The 16,423-nt window shown below is 67.5% G+C and carries 16 protein-coding genes; 6 read left to right on the top strand and 10 right to left on the bottom strand.

Features of this window, described 5'->3' with window-relative positions:
* Positions 1 to 15 precede the first annotated feature (15 nt).
* The 5 genes from J2126_RS07770 to J2126_RS07750 all read right to left on the bottom strand — a co-directional run bounded on the left by J2126_RS07770 (position 16) and on the right by J2126_RS07750 (position 6,003).
* Positions 16 to 522, bottom strand: coding sequence for a peptide deformylase (locus tag J2126_RS07770; RefSeq protein ID WP_209485421.1), 507 nt, complete (start codon positions 520 to 522; stop codon positions 16 to 18).
* A gap of 216 nt (positions 523 to 738) precedes the next feature.
* Positions 739 to 2,103, bottom strand: a complete 1,365-nt coding sequence (clcA, locus tag J2126_RS07765) for a H(+)/Cl(-) exchange transporter ClcA (RefSeq protein ID WP_209485419.1) — start codon at positions 2,101 to 2,103, stop codon at positions 739 to 741.
* Between the two features lie 112 nt (positions 2,104 to 2,215).
* On the bottom strand, positions 2,216 to 3,958 hold the full coding sequence (locus J2126_RS07760; RefSeq protein WP_209485417.1) for an ABC transporter ATP-binding protein/permease: 1,743 nt from the start codon (positions 3,956 to 3,958) through the stop codon (positions 2,216 to 2,218).
* Positions 3,959 to 4,149: 191 nt separating this feature from the next.
* The gene (locus J2126_RS07755; protein ID WP_024280870.1) at positions 4,150 to 4,362 is read right to left on the bottom strand and encodes an alkylphosphonate utilization protein; all 213 of its coding nucleotides are present in this window, start codon (positions 4,360 to 4,362) and stop codon (positions 4,150 to 4,152) included.
* A 15-nt stretch (positions 4,363 to 4,377) separates the two neighbouring features.
* Positions 4,378 to 6,003 carry an acyl-CoA synthetase gene (locus tag J2126_RS07750; protein ID WP_209485415.1) on the bottom strand — a complete coding sequence of 542 codons (1,626 nt, stop codon included), beginning with the start codon at positions 6,001 to 6,003 and terminating at the stop codon, positions 4,378 to 4,380.
* 238 nt (positions 6,004 to 6,241) lie between these two features.
* Here J2126_RS07750 and J2126_RS07745 point away from each other — a divergent pair, with 238 nt between their 5' ends.
* Positions 6,242 to 8,158 carry a propionyl-CoA synthetase gene (locus tag J2126_RS07745; protein WP_209485414.1) on the top strand — a complete coding sequence of 639 codons (1,917 nt, stop codon included), beginning with the start codon at positions 6,242 to 6,244 and terminating at the stop codon, positions 8,156 to 8,158.
* 81 nt (positions 8,159 to 8,239) lie between these two features.
* On the opposite strand, the gene J2126_RS07740 is transcribed toward J2126_RS07745, so the two are convergent.
* Positions 8,240 to 8,563 carry a hypothetical protein gene (locus tag J2126_RS07740; protein WP_209485412.1) on the bottom strand — a complete coding sequence of 108 codons (324 nt, stop codon included), beginning with the start codon at positions 8,561 to 8,563 and terminating at the stop codon, positions 8,240 to 8,242.
* Positions 8,564 to 8,622: 59 nt separating this feature from the next.
* Positions 8,623 to 8,940 carry a hypothetical protein gene (locus tag J2126_RS07735; protein ID WP_209485410.1) on the bottom strand — a complete coding sequence of 106 codons (318 nt, stop codon included), beginning with the start codon at positions 8,938 to 8,940 and terminating at the stop codon, positions 8,623 to 8,625.
* A 328-nt stretch (positions 8,941 to 9,268) separates the two neighbouring features.
* Between J2126_RS07735 and J2126_RS07730 the strand changes: the two genes are divergently transcribed.
* The 3 genes from J2126_RS07730 to J2126_RS07720 all read left to right on the top strand — a co-directional run bounded on the left by J2126_RS07730 (position 9,269) and on the right by J2126_RS07720 (position 11,857).
* Entirely contained in the window at positions 9,269 to 9,976 is a 708-nt protein-coding gene (locus J2126_RS07730) for an outer membrane protein (RefSeq protein ID WP_209485408.1), read from the top strand.
* A 222-nt stretch (positions 9,977 to 10,198) separates the two neighbouring features.
* A complete protein-coding gene (locus J2126_RS07725; RefSeq protein WP_209485406.1) occupies positions 10,199 to 11,113 on the top strand; it encodes an MBL fold metallo-hydrolase in 915 nt (304 codons plus the stop codon).
* Positions 11,114 to 11,134: 21 nt separating this feature from the next.
* On the top strand, positions 11,135 to 11,857 hold the full coding sequence (locus J2126_RS07720; RefSeq protein ID WP_209485404.1) for an SOS response-associated peptidase: 723 nt from the start codon (positions 11,135 to 11,137) through the stop codon (positions 11,855 to 11,857).
* A gap of 3 nt (positions 11,858 to 11,860) precedes the next feature.
* On the opposite strand, the gene J2126_RS07715 is transcribed toward J2126_RS07720, so the two are convergent.
* Together J2126_RS07715 and J2126_RS07710 are read right to left on the bottom strand one after the other, a co-directional pair.
* Positions 11,861 to 12,640, bottom strand: a complete 780-nt coding sequence (locus J2126_RS07715) for a DUF1499 domain-containing protein (RefSeq protein WP_209485402.1) — start codon at positions 12,638 to 12,640, stop codon at positions 11,861 to 11,863.
* Between the two features lie 41 nt (positions 12,641 to 12,681).
* The gene (locus tag J2126_RS07710; protein ID WP_209485401.1) at positions 12,682 to 13,425 is read right to left on the bottom strand and encodes an HAD family hydrolase; all 744 of its coding nucleotides are present in this window, start codon (positions 13,423 to 13,425) and stop codon (positions 12,682 to 12,684) included.
* Between the two features lie 206 nt (positions 13,426 to 13,631).
* Here J2126_RS07710 and J2126_RS07705 point away from each other — a divergent pair, with 206 nt between their 5' ends.
* A complete protein-coding gene (locus J2126_RS07705) occupies positions 13,632 to 14,999 on the top strand; it encodes an extensin family protein (protein ID WP_209485399.1) in 1,368 nt (455 codons plus the stop codon).
* A gap of 205 nt (positions 15,000 to 15,204) precedes the next feature.
* Here the strand turns inward: J2126_RS07705 and J2126_RS07700 are convergent, their stop codons facing one another.
* On the bottom strand, positions 15,205 to 15,807 hold the full coding sequence (locus J2126_RS07700) for a L,D-transpeptidase (RefSeq protein ID WP_209485397.1): 603 nt from the start codon (positions 15,805 to 15,807) through the stop codon (positions 15,205 to 15,207).
* A gap of 313 nt (positions 15,808 to 16,120) precedes the next feature.
* Here J2126_RS07700 and J2126_RS07695 point away from each other — a divergent pair, with 313 nt between their 5' ends.
* On the top strand, positions 16,121 to 16,324 hold the full coding sequence (locus tag J2126_RS07695) for a hypothetical protein (protein ID WP_024280859.1): 204 nt from the start codon (positions 16,121 to 16,123) through the stop codon (positions 16,322 to 16,324).
* Positions 16,325 to 16,423: the final 99 nt, after the last annotated feature.

The following is a 16,423-nucleotide window of genomic DNA, read 5'->3' as shown; positions in this document are numbered from 1 at the left end:
GCCCGGTGTTCCGCGTCAGGCGGCGGGGCCGCGTTGCGCCTTCTCGTATTTGCGCACAACCCGTTCCCGCTTCAGCCGCGACAGGCGCTGCAGCCAGTAGATGCCGTCCAACTGGTCGCACTCGTGCTGATGGCAGACGGCGCGCAGGCCCTCCGCCTCCTCCTCCGCGAGAGCACCGGACAGGGTGTGGTACCGAACGCGGACGCGGGCATGGCGCTCCACCTCCTCGCTGGCCCCCGGCATGGAGACGCTGCCCTCCACATGGCGGATCATCTCCGGCGAAGACCAGACGATCTCGGGATTGATGTAGGTGGCGGGTGTCTCGCCGGGCGACAGCTCAAGCACCACCACCCGCGCGAGCACGCCCACATGAGGGGCGGTGATGCCGATGCCCGGCGCCGCGCGCATCGTATCGAGGAGGTCGGCGGCAAGGGCTTCGAGCGCGGCGTCGAACACCGTCACCGCCGCCGCCGCCTGCCGCAGGCGCGGGTCGGGGAACTTCACGATCTGCCGCACCGCCATGGTGCCCTCCGTCTCGACTCTTGATGCCCCCCGCAGGGGGCGGACGGGGCTCCCCCCGCCATGGGGGTTGTGATGTAATTAGATACCATCTTCCGAGGAGCTGGGTCGATGGCGGGCGGGTTGCCGACCCGGCAAGATTCGAACCGCTCCCGAATGGGTCCCGAATCCCCCCGATACCCCCGGTGCTACCCCACCCGAACTGCCCGATATCGGCCGCTACTGAGGACGCCGCTCGCGCTCGTCCCAGCCGCCGATGGCCTCCGGCTCCGGCTCCGGCGGACGCGGCGTTCCGGCGAGGCGGAGGGTCCGGTCGAGCAGCACCTCGTAGATCGGTTTGCCGCCAAGTCCTTCTGCCACAAGGTTTGCGGTGACGCAGGTGAGGATGGTCGGCACCAGGAGGTCATAGGCCCCGGTCAGCTCCGCCACCAGCACCATGCCCACCAGCGGCGCCCGCACCGTGGCCGAGAACAGCCCGCCCATCGCCGCGATCCCGCATGCCGCAAGCATCTGGGGCGGAAGGGAAAAAAGGCTTCCGAGCAAGGTCGCGAACAACACCCCGACCGCCGTCGCCAGCGCCAGGATGGGGGCGAAGATGCCACCCGGGATGCCGGTGGAATAGCTCGCCATGGTCATGACGAAGCGGATCAGCACGATCCCCGCCAAAGTCAGCGCCGGCAACCCCATCCCCGGTAAGGATACCGCAAGCAACTCCCCCCCGAACGTCGCCTCCGGCCGCAGCACCAGCAACGGCCCCACCGCCGCGCCCACCGCCACCGGCAGCAGATACGGGGAGACCTTCAAAGCGAGGCGCCGAGCCGTATCAAGGGAGAAAACGAGGGCCGCGTTGAAGGCGATGCCCACCACCCCGAGCACCGCTCCAAGCCCGATGAATGCAGGCAAAAGGTGGAGCGGCACGGCGGATACGGTCATCTGCATGTCCGGCTCGGTGCCGCCCACGACCTGGGCCACGACGGCGCTCGCCACCGAGCAGATGATGACCGCGCTGTAGGTCCGCAGGCCATATGGAAACTGCCGCCGCGTCTCCTCGATGACGAACAGGATCGCCGCCAGCGGCGCGTTGAAGGCCGCCGCCAGACCCGCCGCCGCGCCTGCCGCCAGAAGGCCCCGGCCGTCGCGCGTGCCGAGCCCTGCGGCATCCGAGATGGCCTTGGCGATGGACGCGCCCATATGGATGGTCGGCCCTTCCCGGCCCGCCACCAATCCGGACCCGAGGGCGAGGACACCGCCGACGAACTTCACCGGCAGCACCCGTTTCCACCGCACCTCGCGCAGGCCTTCCAGCGCGCCCTCGATCTCCTGCACGCCGGAGCCGGCCGCCTCGGGCGCGAAGCGGCGCACTAGGAAGACCGACAGCGCCACCATCAGCGCGGCCCCGACCGAGAGCGCGGCATAGAGCGCCGGCCCTTGGAAATGCTCACGCAGCAGCAGCGGCCATTCGCCTGCCTTCTCCGTTGCCCAGTGGAAGCCGGAGCCTACGCCGCCGGCGATGAAGCCCACCAGAGCGGCAAGGGCGTAATAGATGATGTCGCGCGGCTTCTGGGCGGGTTCGGCGGTCGTCACGCGGGACCTCGGGGCGGGGCAGCTGAGCAGCCTGATGCGCTGCAGCAACAGACTTAGCTGACCCGCGCCGTGGGGAGCAAGGCTGTTCGGCCCGCCGCCCCCTTCGTCTTGTTCAGACCGCCCGGAGCGTTGGCGGTGCCGCCGGCCCCAGCATCCGCGGCGATTCCTCGCCGTGGAGGTGCAGCACCCGGTCGTGCAGATCCACCAGGGTGTTGCGGTGGCCGATGGAGATGAAGGTCGTCTCCGGCAGCCGCTCCCGCAGCAGGCGATAGAGGGCCGCCTCGCTCGCCTCGTCGAGGGCGGAAGTCGCCTCGTCCAGCAGCAGCACCTCGGGGGCATCCAGCAGCGCGCGGGCGATGGAGATGCGCTGCTGCTCACCCAGCGAGAGCTCGTGCGGCCACAGGGCTTCCGCATCCAGACGCCCGGCGAGGTCGGCGAGCCCAACGGCGGTCAGCGCTTCGGCGAGGCGGTCCCGCGGCACATCGGCGACGGGGTTGGGATAGGCGAGGGCGACATCCAGCCGCCCGGCCGGCACATAAGGCTTTTGCGGCAGCACCATCAGGCGATGGGCGGCGTGCCGGTGCACCGAGCCCGTCGCATAGGGCCAGATGCCGGCGATGGCGCGCAGGAGGGTGGTCTTGCCGGCGCCCGAAGGGCCGGTGATGAGCACGCATTCGCCGTGCGCGATGTGGAGTTCGTCCGTGGCGATGAGCGGCGCACCGCCCGGCAGACGCACGTCCAGTCCACGCAGCGCCAGGGCCCGGCCGGGCGGAAGGGACGCGAGGCTCTCGGCCGGACGGTTCGCCTGCGCCGCCGCGATGGCCGCCTCGAAGCCGGTGAGCCGCTGCACCACGGAGGTCCATTCGGCCAGCGTCACATAGCTGGAGATGAAGAAGGAGAACGAGCCCTGCACGGAGGAGAAGGCGCTTGCCGTCTGCATCAGCTGGCCGAGCTGGATCTGGCCGGAGAAATAGGCCGGCGCCACCACCACATAGGGGAAGATGGTCGAGATCTGGTTGTAGCCGGCGGTAAACCAGGTGAGGCGCTTCTGCGCCTTCATCAGCTCCACGAAGTTGCCGAAGATGTTGGAAAACCGTCCTTCAAGCTTGCGCTCTTCCGCCTTGGCCCCATCCAGGAGGGCGATCTGCTCGCCATTCTCGCGCACCCGCACGAGATCGACGCGGAAGTTCGCCTCATAGCGTTGCTGCTCGAAATTCAGCCTCACCAGCGGCCGACCGATGAAGTGGGCGAGGAGGGTGCCGCCGGCGGCATAGATCAGCGCCGCCCAGAACAGGTAGCCCGGGACATTCATCTCGCGCCCGAACAGGTTGATCGGCAGCGCGCCGGACAGATTCCACAGGATGACGGAGAAGGAAACGAGGGAGACCACGGTGCCGAGCAGGCCCACCCCCACCGAGATGGTCCGGTTGATGAACAATTGCACGTCCTCGGCGATGCGCTGGTCGGGGTTGTCCGCCTCGTCGCCGGCGAGGCGCAGCCGGTAGTGCACGTCATCGCCGAGCCACGCGCCCAGATAGCGCCGGGTGAGCCAGCGCCGCCAGCGCACCTCAAGCCACTGCTTCAGGTAGATCTGGTAGACCGCCACGATGATGGCGCCGGCGGCGATGGCGCAGAAGACCAGCAACTGCTGCTGGAACGCGTCGAAGTCCTTCTCCTGGATGGCGTTGTAGAAGGCGACGTTCCACTCGTTGAGCATGACGGTGGCGAACACCCATGCGAGCTCGAGCGCGATGACCGCGGCGAGGAGGCCGATGGCGATCCACCGTTCCTCGCTCTTGAAATAGGGCAGCGCGAGGCGGCGGATGTCGCCGAGGAGGGATAGAAGGGCACGCAAGGCCGGGCTCTCCGGAAGGGGCTCGCGGCGAGCATTGATCCCCCGCGCATGACTGAACCATGGCCGCAGGATGAAGGATTGGAAAGGTGCCGATGGGGCAGGCGTCGCGGAGTTGCCCCGGCGGTTACAGACGGGATTGCCGATCCTGTCTGTAACCGCGGGCCATCAGGCGATCGTTCGGGGACGCCGACTCACGCCTTCTTCACGAACTCGGTGCGCAGCACGAGGCCCTTCACCTTCTCGACCTTGCAGTCGATCTCTTCCGGATCGCCGGTGAGGCGGATGCCCTTCACCAAGGTGCCGCGCTTCAGGGTCACGGAGGTGCCCTTCACCTTGAGATCCTTGATGAGGGTCACGTTGTCGCCGTCCTTCAGGACGGCGCCGTTGGCGTCGCGCACTTCGATGTCGGACATCTTTCCTCAAACCTCCTTGGCCAGCTCGCGCAGGCGGAACTTCTGGATCTTGCCGGTGGAGGTCTTGGGGATTTCCTCGAAAACCACATGGCGGGGGCACTTGTACGCCGCGAGATGTGCGCGGCAATGCGCGATGATGTCCTCCGCAGTGGCGCTCATGCCGTCGCGCAGCTCGATGAAGGCGATGGGCGTCTCACCCCACTTCTCGTCAGGCTTGGCCACCACGGCCGCCGCCGCGACCGCCGGGTGCTTGTAGAGAGCGTCCTCCACCTCGATGGAGGAGATGTTCTCTCCGCCGGAGATGATGATGTCCTTGGAACGGTCCTTGAGCTGAATATAGCCATCGGGATGCTTCACCCCGAGGTCACCCGAGTGGAACCAGCCGCCGGCAAACGCCTTCTCGGTGGAGGCGGGGTTCTTGAGATAACCCTTCATCACCACGTTGCCGCGGAACATGACCTCGCCCAGCGTCTCGCCGTCGGCGGGGACCGGAACCATGGTTTCGGGGTCCATCACGTCGAGGGCTTCCAGCGCGCTGTAGCGCACGCCCTGCCGGGACTTGAGGAAGGCCCGCTGCTTGGCGTCGAGCGCATCCCACTCCGCGTGCCAGTCGTTGACGACCGCCGGGCCGTAGACTTCGGTCAGTCCGTAGACATGGACCACGTTGAAGCCGGCGTCCTGCATGGCGGCGAGCACGGCTTCGGGCGGCGGGGCGGCGGCGGTGATGAACTCCACCCGGCCGGGCAGGGGGCGCTTGTCCGCTTCCGCAGCGTTGAGCAGCGTGGACATCACGATGGGCGCGCCGCACATGTGCGTCACCTTGTGGTCGGCGATGGCATCGAACATGGCCTTCGCCCGCACCTGACGCAGGCACACATGGGTGCCGGCCACCAGCGTGATCGACCAGGGGAAGCACCAGCCGTTGCAGTGGAACATGGGCAGCGTCCACAGATAGACGGGGTGCTTGCCCAGCCCGCACGTCACCACGTTGCCGACCGCCAACAGGTGAGCGCCGCGATGGTGATAGACGACACCCTTGGGATCGCCGGTGGTGCCGGACGTATAGTTGAGGGCGATGGCATCCCACTCATCGGCCGGCGGCTTCCACGCGAAGTCTTCGTCGCCGGTGGCGAGAAAATCCTCGTATTCCATCACCCCGATACGCTCGCCCGCGCCGGTGAACTCGGGATCGTCATAGTCGATGACCAGCGGCTTGTGGACGGCGAGGGCGAGGGCGGCCTTGATGACCGGGGAGAATTCCCGGTCGGTGATGAGCACCTTCGCCTCGCCGTGGTCGAGGGTGAAGGCGAGGATGGCGGCGTCGAGCCGGGTATTCAGCGAATTGAGCACGGCGCCCGTCATGGGCACGCCGTAGTGGGCTTCCAGCATGGCCGGCGCATTGGGCAGCATCACAGCGACGGTGTCGCCGACGCCAACCCCAACCTTGGTGAGCGCGGACGCGAGGCGCCGGCTGCGGGCGTAGAAATCGCGGTAATTGCGCGTCAATTTGCCGTGCAGGATGGCGGTGCGGTCCGGAAAGACACTGGCCGCCCGCTCGAGGAAGCCCAGGGGGGTCAGTGGCTGGAAGTTCGCCGCGTTGCGATCGAGATCCTGATCGTAGATGCCCGCCATCGTATCTCCCCCCTCGTCCGAAAAGCTTGTGCTCGCGCCGGGATTCCGGTCGAATTCGAGCGCGAACCTAGCCGAGGGCGGCAGGGCGGTGCAATCGGGGTTGCCCGATACCAAAGTACCGGTTCACGCATGTGTTTCCCACGCCGGGCGACAAACGTCTTACGCATTTGTGCGAGCTTGCGCCGTAAAAACGCTCCCGGCATCACCGGGCCAAAGAAGACCTTTGAGGGAGACGTCCATGTCCATCAATGGCGCGAGCCGCTACGCGCAGGCCTATGCCGGCTGGAAGACCGATCCTTCCGCCTTCTGGGGCGAAGCCGCCCGCGGCATCGACTGGGTCCGGCCGCCCGAGACGGTCTTCGATGCCGACGCCGGTGTCTATGGCCGCTGGTTTCCCGATGCGGTGGGCAATGTCTGCCATAACGCCCTCGACCGCCACGTCGCCGCCGGCCGGGGCGATCAGGCGGCGCTCATCTATGACAGCCCCGTCACCGGCACCAGGCGCACGCTGACCTACGGCGAGATGCTCAAGGAAACGGCGACGCTCGCCGCCGTGCTCCAGGACATGGGCGTCGGCAAGGGCGACCGGGTGCTCATCTACATGCCCATGGTGCCGGAAGCGATCTGCGCCATGCTGGCCTGCGCCCGCATCGGTGCCATCCATTCCGTGGTGTTCGGCGGGTTCGCAGCCAAGGAACTCGCCACCCGCATCGAGGACGCCGAGCCGAAAGTGATCCTGGCGGCGTCCTGCGGTATCGAGCCCAACCGTGTGGTGCCCTACAAGCCGCTGCTCGACCTCGCCATCTCCATGTCGGCGGTGAAGCCGGAAGCGTGCCTGGTGCTGCAGCGTGAACAGGGGCCGGGCGCGCTGGTGGAGGGCCGCGATCTCGACTGGCAGGCCGCCGTGGATGCCGCCGCCGGCGCCGGCAAGGCCGCGCCTTGCACCGACATGCTTGCGACCGATCCGCTCTACATCCTCTACACCTCCGGCACGACCGGAAAGCCGAAGGGCGTCGTGCGCGACACCGGCGGCTACATGGTGGCGCTCGACTGGAGCATGAAGAATCTCTACGGCATCAAGCCCGGCGAGGTGTTCTGGACCGCCTCCGACATCGGCTGGGTGGTGGGCCATTCCTACATCGTCTACGGCCCGCTGATCCTAGGCGCGACAACTTTGGTCTATGAAGGCAAGCCCGTGGGCACGCCCGATGCGGGGGCCTTCTGGCGGGTGATCGAGGAGCACGGCGTTGTCGCCCTCTTCACCGCGCCGACCGCGCTCCGCGCCATCAAGAAGGAAGATCCGGACTGCCTCCTGAAGCAGGGGCGGGATCTTTCCCGCTTCCGCACCCTCTTCCTCGCCGGCGAGCGGGCTGATCCCGATACCGTTGTGTGGGCGCAGGAGCAGCTGAAGGTCCCGGTGGTGGACCATTGGTGGCAGACCGAGACCGGCTGGGCCATCGCCGCCAATCCTGTGGGCCTGGGCCTGCTGCCCATCAAGCTGGGCTCGCCCACGGTGCCGATGCCCGGCTACGACGTGCAGATCGTGGACGAGGCGTCGAAGCCCGTTCCGGCCGGAACCATGGGCTCCATCGTGGTGAAGCTGCCGCTGCCCCCCGGCTGCCTGCCCACCCTTTGGCAGCAGGACGACCGCTTCGCCGAGAGCTACCTCGCCGAGTTCCCCGGCTACTACAAGACCGCCGACGCCGGATTCCTGGATGACGACGGCTATGTCTTCGTCATGGGCCGCACCGACGACATCATCAACGTCGCGGGCCATCGCCTGTCGACCGGCGGCATGGAGGAGGTGCTGGCCTCCCATCCGGACGTGGCCGAATGCGCCGTCATCGGCGTGAAGGACGAGCTGAAGGGTGAGGTGCCGTGCGGCTTTGTCGTGCTCAAGGCCGGCGAGCGGCGGCCGCCGGACGTTATCGAGAAGGAACTGGTGGGCCTCGTTCGCGACCGCATCGGGCCGGTGGCCGCGTTCAAGCTGGCCGTCACCGTGAACCGCCTGCCCAAGACCCGCTCGGGCAAGATCCTGCGCGGCACCATGAAGAAGATCGCCGACCACGATCCCTGGACCGTGCCCGCCACCATCGACGATGCCGGTGTGCTGGAGGAGATCGAGGGCGTGCTCAAGGAGCGCGGCATCGCCTGAGCCGATGTCGTTTTTTGACCCTATCGAGGCCGGGCGATCTGCCCGGCCTTTTGCGTCCAGGCGACGGTCGAGGCATCCCGCTCAGGGCGCCCGGCCTCCGTCGCGATAGGGCACGTAGCAGCTGTAGCCGATGAAGCACTGGGGATTGTCGCGGGTCGGGACCCATTCCGGTCGCGTGTCCTGGTCGTAGACGCAGAAGGACCGGTCCCGAACATAACGATCATAAAGGGTTGGCGAGGTCGCGAGCACCATCGCGCCCCGCGACTGGATGAGCGCCGCGGCCTCGGCACAGGTGAACGTGCGGCTCTGCGTCTGCGCCCACGCCGGCCCTGCGACCCCGAGGAGCGCGGCCGCGACCACAAGAGCGAGCGCCCGGCGGGACGGGCGCCTGTTGGCTGGTTTCATGAGCTTCTCCTTCGCATCGTCCCCGCCGCCGGCCGTTGTGGGGCTTGGGCTTGGTCGGTTCACCGCAGGTAATTGTCCCGGGTCGGCACGTAGCAGGTATAGCCCACGAAGCACGCGGGATTGTCCCTTGTCTTGATCCATTCGGGCTTGAGCTGCTCGAACCCCGAGCAATAGCGCACCGAACTCACGTATCGGTCGAACAGATTGGGACCCGTGCCCATGACGACGGCGCCATTCTTGGAAACGAGGCCGGCCGCGGCCGCGCACGTCATCGTGAGGCTGTCGGGCCGCGCCATCGCGAGGCCGCAGGAGCCCGCCAGCAGCGCCGCACCGGCCACCACGGACAGGGCGAAACGGGGGAATCGGTAAAGTTGCATGCCTGCCTCCTTCCTTGACCAACGAATCCAGGTGTCATCCGCTCTCTGAATGGGCCTGAAACGCGTTGTTTTTACGAACGATTTACCTTTTCGGAGCGGCTGGGCGGTCAGATAGCCGGCGAAGGGCGCCGAAAGCCCCTATGTGGCGGTAACATACTGGGAATTAGCCCTCCAGTTGTGGCGATTTGGGGCGACTGTGGCAAGAATGTTACGGCATTCCGGCGAGACCCCTGCTAGATAGATGTCACTGGACGAAACGACAGTGGCTCTCGACGGTCGCCGATGGTTTCGCCCAAACATAAGTTACCCAAGCAAGGGGGTTTTAGTCATGAAGCGGTTCCTTCTCGCCACTGTCGCGCTGGCGGCGCTCTCGGCTCCGGCCGCGGCTGCTGACCTGGCGACGAAGTACCCCGTCAAGGCGGTCGCCGTTGTTCCCGTGTTCTCTTGGACCGGCTTCTACATCGGCGCCAACGTCGGCTACGGCGGTGACTCGTTCACCTACGACGTGGACGTGCTCGGCACCCCGGTCGCCGCTGCCAGCGTGACCTCTTCCGGCTTCTTCGCCGGTGGTCAGATCGGCTACAACTACCAGTTCGCGAACAACATCGTGCTCGGCCTCGAGACCGACCTGCAGTGGTCGGACATCTCCGGCACCGTCAGCGCCTCCGTGCTCGGCCTGCCGGTCGTGAGCGCTGGCTCCTCGATCGACTACTTCGGCACGATCCGCGCTCGCCTCGGCTACGCGATCGACCGGTTCCTGCCCTACATCACCGGTGGTGTGGCGTACGGCAAGACCGGCACCGACATCTCGCTCCTCGGCGTTCCGCTGCTCTCCTCCTCCACCACCTCGTGGGGCTGGACGATCGGTGCCGGTGGCGAGTTCGCGATCACCAACAACTGGACGTTCAAGGCTGAATACCTGTACGTCGACCTCGGCGACTCCAACGTGCAGGCTGCGGTCATTGCGCCCGGCGTCACCGTCGGCAACGACTCCAAGTTCAGCTCGTTCAAGGCTGGCGTGAACTACAAGTTCTGATCGAAGCTCTGCTTCATCGCGAAGCCCGCTGCCTTGGCAGCGGGCTTTTCTTTTGTCTCGGGCTTGTCGCTGAAGGTGGGTCACGCGCGAGAGCGTGAGATCGCACCGAACTTTATTGGCGGACGGCGAAGCCCGGCCCATCTCGATGACGGTCATGATCCGGGCCGGACCTCGCCGCCGGCGCGGTTGTCGCATATGGCCCTCTTAGGCTAGCGTCCACCCATGAGCGACGATATCGCGTTCGACCGCAGCTTCGATGTCCCGTCCGGCCGCCTCGATCAGGTGACGCCGCTTGTCCGGCGCATCGTGGCGCCGAACCCCTCGCCGTTTACCTTCACCGGCACCTGCTCCTACATCGTGGGCCGCGGCACCGTGGCCATCATCGATCCGGGGCCGGACGATCCCGCGCACATTGCGGCCGTCCTCGACGCGGTGCGGGGCGAGAGCGTCAGCCATATCGTCATCACCCATACCCATCGCGATCATTCCCCCGCCGCGAAGGCGATCCAGGCGGCGACCGGCGCCCCGACCGTTGCAGAGGGGGCACACCGCGCGGCGCGCCCGCTCGCTATCGGCGAGGTCAATCCCCTGGATGCCAGCGCGGACATGGATTTCCGGCCGGACATCGTGATCCCCGACGGAGAAGCCGTCAGCGGCCCCGGCTGGACCCTGACCGCCATCGCGACCCCGGGCCATTGCGCCAACCACATGGCCTTCGCACTGGCGGAGGAGGATCTCGTCTTCTCGGGCGATCATGTGATGGCCTGGGCGACCTCCATCGTCGCGCCGCCGGACGGTTCGATGGGCGATTATATCCGCTCGCTCGAGCGCTTCGCAGCCCGCACCGAATCCACCTATCTCCCCGGCCACGGCGGGCCCGTCCGGAACGCACCGGTCTTCGTGCGGGACTACCTTGCGCACCGCGTGGCGCGGGAGGCCGCGATTCTGCGGGCCCTCGACCGCGAGGTCGAGACGATTCCCGATCTGGTGCGGGGCATCTATATCGGCCTCGATCCCCGGTTGGTCGGTGCGGCTTCGCTCACGGTGCTGGCGCATCTGGAGCATCTGGTGGCAAGCGGACGGGTCGTCACCGAGGGCGCCGCGGCCATCACCGGCCGCTTCCGCCGGGCGGCCTGACGCGGCGAGGCGCGGTCTCGGATGTGTGGCCGCTTTGTCCAGCTCACGCCGCCCGCGGCGCTCGCGGCGCTGTTCGGCGTCGATCCCGCCCACGCGCCGCTGCCCAACGTTCCGCCGCGCTACAATGCAGCGCCGACTCAGGACCTGATGGTGGTGCGGCGCAATCCCGAGACCGGGCGGCGCCATCTCGATCTGCTGCGCTGGGGGCTGGTTCCGTCGTTCGCGCGGGATAGCTCCGGCGGCGGGCGGCTCATCAATGCCCGCTCCGAAACTGTTGCTGAAAAGCCCACCTTCCGCTCCGCCTGGCGGGCGCGGCGGCGCTGCATCGTGCCGGCCGATGCCTTCTATGAATGGAAGGCCGTGGACAAGCGGCGCCAGCCCTTCCTTATCTCGCGCGAAGATGGGCGGCCCATGGCCTTCGCGGGCCTGTGGGAAGGCTGGAAGGATCCCGCCACCGGCCAATGGCTTAGAACGTTCACCATTCTCACCTGCGCCGCGACCGAGCGCCTGCGGGCCTTGCACGAACGCATGCCGGTGATTCTCCCCGAGCCGGACATCAAGGCGTGGCTGGAGGGCGGAGATGCCACCGCCCTCATGCGCCCTTTCCCGGGAGAGGCGCTGCAGCTCATGCCGGTCTCGAGTGAGGTCAACGCGGTGCGCAATGAGGGCCCGCAACTGCTGTCGCCCTTGCCGGACGGCGAGGCCGCGGCTGCCGCCGCCCTTCTGGCGCTGCCCGGGGCTTGAGACTCAGCGGCGGCGTCGCTCCGCCGCGAGGTCTGCCATCAGCGCCTCGATGCGCTGGGCATTGGTGCCGAGGTCATGGACGCCGTAGCGGGCCGAGGAGCGCACATCCACGCGCGCGCCCTTGGAGGTCGGGCGAATGCGGATCGAGACGTCGCTGCGAAAGCCCATGATGGGCGACACCGCCACAGCCTCGATCTGACCGTCGCGTCGGGTGCCGCGGGGGGGAATCGCATCGAGAATGTGCCAGTGCCGCTTCTGCACCAAAGCGAGGACGGTGTTGAACGCTTCCTCCGGCGTCGCCGTGAGGTCCACGGGCTTGATGCCGGGATAGGCCATCCGTTGGGCATCCGCTGCTGCGGCCCCGCCGAACACAAGGCCGTTCGCATCGCGCGGATGGGCGAGGGTGAGGGCCCGGAAGCGGGGCGGATCGGTGGGATCGGTGGCGATGTCGGTGAGCTGGGGCAGCATCATGCCACGCGCGAGGACAGCCGCCGGGCCGGCGAGCACCAGGCCACCGATGGCAACCGCCGCGATGGCGCGGCCGATGCCCAGCCATCCCGTCTCCCAGGTGATGAAGAAGGCGACAACGCCCATGGCGGCCGCGACCAGCGCGAGAACGAGACCGGCGCCCAGCGTGACGATGGCCGGCTGGAAATCGAGCGCTCCAGTACGATAGAGCAGGGCCGCCAGCGCCACCACCGGCACCGAGAACAGCGCCAGCCGGAAGCTCCAGCGGGCGAGCGGCGAATAGCGCTCCTCGGAATAAAGCCGGCGTCTGATCATCCTGCCGCCTGTGGTGCGCTCTTGCGCGGTGCCTGTGCAGGTTAGACCGCGTTTTCGCCGACGAGGGAAGAGGCTTTGCCTAGCGACACGCCGAGGATCTCCGGCAGGTCGTCGACGCTGTCGACCACCAGGTCCGCATCGCCCACGAGGTCATCCACCGGTGCCGGTCCGCTGCGCACGAGGATGAACCTGGCGCCGGCGCCGCGCGCGGCGGCGAGGTCGTGGGCACTGTCGCCGACCACGGCCATGGCGTGCGGGCGGTGGCAGAAGCGCTCGGCGAAGGCCGCCACCATGCCGGCGCCGGGCTTGGAGCCGAAGCCGGAATCATAGCCGTGGACGGCATCGAGAAGATGGAGGAAGCCAAGGGCCTCCGCCTGCTGCCGGGCGTTCTCCTCCGCATCGTTGGTGACGATGGCGAGGGCGAAGCCCGCCGCCTTCAACTCCCCCAGCACACGGGCCGGATGGCCGATGGGCGTCAGATTGAGCAGGCCCTCGGCCGCGAAAAGCCGGTCGATCTCCGCGAGAAAACCGGCGTCGGCGGGGCGGCCGAGCGCGTGCGCCCACAAAGGGCCGTAATGGGCCGACGACCCGGAGACCAGCGGCGATGTCGGTAGGAAGCGCTCCTCGTCGGCAAGATAGTGGCTTACAGCTTCCAGCCGGGCGACGGCATGGGCGTCATCGTGGGCCATCTGCCGCATGACGGCGCCGGCAGCGCGACCCCAGGTGCGGTCGAAATGCACAAGGGTGCCGTCCTTGTCGAAAAGCAGCGCGGTCAGGTCTTGCATGATGGGTCCGCCGGGCGGGGAGGGAACGCCGACGGGCTGGCTCGACCGCAGCGGAGGACGTCTTTAGTATCATGGGCATGTCATCGAGACGACCCGCCGCTCCGCGCCGCCCGCACGAGCCTGACGCCCAGCGGCCACCTGTCCGGTGGCACGGGGGACTTCCCCTTGCTTCATTGCCGTCCGCCTGGCTGCCGCTCGTCCTGAGCATGGCCCTTGTCGCCGTGCCGGGACCGCATCCGGCGGAGGCGGCTACCCCGCTGCCCCCCGTCAAGCCCAAGGACATCAAGGCGTCGCCCGCAGCGACGGCGACGCGGCCGCCCCTTCTGCGCTCCGCGCCCCTGCCGCCGCGCCGTCCGCCGGAACTGGCCGAGGAGGATGGCGAGGCGGAGCCGGAGGCCGGCAGCCAGGAGGCGGCGCGAGAGAGGCCCGTTGACCTAGGCACTGCCGACGGCTTCGTTCGGGAGCCGGCGCGACCTTCGCCGCCCCCGCGCATGGCCTCACGCGAAACCACGCCGAATGCGGCGCCATCTCCCGGCGTTCTTCCGACGCCGGCTCCGTCGGCGCCAACCGGTCCCGTGGAGATGCCGGCCGCCTGCGCGGAGCTGGTGGCGGCCGGCGAGATCGAGGCGAGCCTCGATACCTCCCTCTCCCCCAATCCCACGTGCGGCACCTTCGTCCCGGTGCGGCTGACAGCGGTGCGCCTTGCTGATGGGCGGATGATTCCGCTGAGGCCGGCCGCCATCTCCCGATGCGAGCTGACGGTCGCGGCAGCCGCGTGGATGCGCGAGGCGCTGGCGCCCGCCGTGGCGGCGGCCGGTGGCGCATTGGTGGCGATCCGCATTGCCGATTCCTACAATTGCCGTCCGCGCAACCGGGTGGCTGGCGCCAAGATGAGCGAGCACGGGCGCGGCAATGCCGTGGACTTGGGTGGTTTCGAGCTTGGCGACGGCCGGGTGTGGACGGTGGCGAAGGGCGGGCTGCCGATGTCGCTGCGTGCATCGATGAAGGACAGTGCCTGCACGCGGTTCAGCACCGTGCTGGGTCCAGGCTCCGACGGCTACCATGAGGACCACATCCACGTGGACCTCGCCCAGCGCCGCAACGATTTCAAGCTCTGCCACTGGAATCTCGACGCCGGCACCGCGGTCGCATCGCGCAAGGAGAAGCCGGCGGGGGGCGCTACGACGGTTCCGCCGGAAGGCAAGGGCGGCGAGGATGCGGCCGACCAAGAGGCGGCGGCTGGGAGCGCCGAGGCCGAACCGGAGGCGGGGCCGGTCTCCGTGCCGCCAGCAAGGGGCAATGCGGCAGGGAAGAGCGGCCAGCCCAAGAATGGTGAGCCCAAGATTGGTGAGCCCAAGATTGGTGAGCCCAAGATTGGTCAGGCAAAGGATCAGCCCAGGAGCACGCCCCCCGTACCTTCTGCAGCCAAGCCGTCGCCCAAGCCCACGTCGCCCAAGCCCACGTCGCCCAAGGCTGGATCGTCCACGACGGCTTCGTCAAAGGATTCCGCCAAGGATGGGAGCAAGGACGCGAGCGCGAAGGGCTCCAAGCCGGCTGCAGTACAGCCCAATTGACGTTGCAGCTTAACTGACCGCGCCGTGGAATTGGCTTGGCCGATGCGTGGCTGCGCGAAACGCACTCGTGCCGCCGCGTAGCCATGGCCGCCTTCGTCCGGCGTGAACGCGGATGCTGCAGACAGAGCCTTCGCGCCGTCCCAGCAGCTCAAACGAAAAAGGGCGCGGCCAAGCCGCGCCCTTCATGCATTCGACGGGGTGACAATCAGAGGACCACGACCTCGGCGCCGACCGGCACGCGGCTGTACAGGTCGATCACGTCCTCGTTGAGCATGCGGATGCAGCCCGAGGAGATCGCCTGCCCGATGTATTCCGGCTGGTTGGTGCCGTGAATGCGGAACAGGGTGTCCTGACTGCCCTGGTAGAGGTAAAGGGCGCGGGCGCCCATGGGATTGTGGGGGCCGGGCGCCACATAGGACGGCAGGCCCGCGATGCGCTGGTGGATTTCCGGCGTGGGGGTCCAGCTCGGCCATTCGGTCTTGCGACCAACCTTGGCCTGGCCGCGGAATGCGAGGCTTTCCTCGCCGACCGTCACGCCGTAGCGGATCGCCTTACCGTTGCCTTCCACGAAGTAAAGGAACTTGTTCGGAGTATCGACGACCACCGTGCCCGGCTTCTTATTGGTCGGATACTCAACGATATGCCGCGCGAAGTCGCCCGAAGGCTTCACATTCGGGTACGGCTTGTTGGCAAGAAGCTGCTTGTCCCGCGCCGTCATTGCCGTATCCGGCGCCGGCGCAACCGTTCCGGAGATGCAGCCGCTGAGCATCAAACCCGTCAGCAGTGCCCCGACCGCTCGCCACATCATGTCTCGCCTCTTAACTCTTCCCTTGACGCGCAAGGAGGATTCGACCCGCGAGAATGGATTAACCCAATGTCCGCCCCGCTTGAAGGGTGTTCGGATGGCCGGCGGATGCTTGTGGGAATGCGTTGCAGAAATGCCTCACAGATTGCCCTTTCGTCAGCCTCTTTGGAGTTTCGCAAGCTTTGGGGCGCCTACTCTTCGTATGACCGCGGAGAAGTCGCATCGGCTGCACAGTTTTGACGCAGTTGATGGCCATCTCTGGAAGGGTCACGCGAAGGTGCCGCTGCGTAACGGCGCACCACACAGGAGTTGGGACATGTCTACCGGACACCAAGGGCTCAGCCCCCGGGAGGAATCGGATCTGAAGCGTACGGCGCAGAGCCAGCAGTGGCGCGACATCGGCATCTCCGCCGTTGCCGCCGCCGCCCAGCAGGCGAGCGACAAGAAGGCGGTCGAGGCCAAGGCGGCCCAGGCCAACAAGGTGGTCACCCTCAAGGACATCGACTTCCTCGCCGCCTGAGCGGGGACGATGGCGCTCCTCGGGACCGGCGCGGGGGCCGGCCGGGGGTGATGACAGCGCGCTGGCCCGGGCGCCGCGCGCTCGCTGGCCTCGATTTCA

It is taken from the genome of Xanthobacter flavus (assembly GCF_017875275.1).
In the GTDB taxonomy this organism is placed as follows: Bacteria; Pseudomonadota; Alphaproteobacteria; order Rhizobiales; family Xanthobacteraceae; genus Xanthobacter; species Xanthobacter flavus_A.
This window is presented reverse-complemented; position numbering and strand designations above follow the sequence as displayed.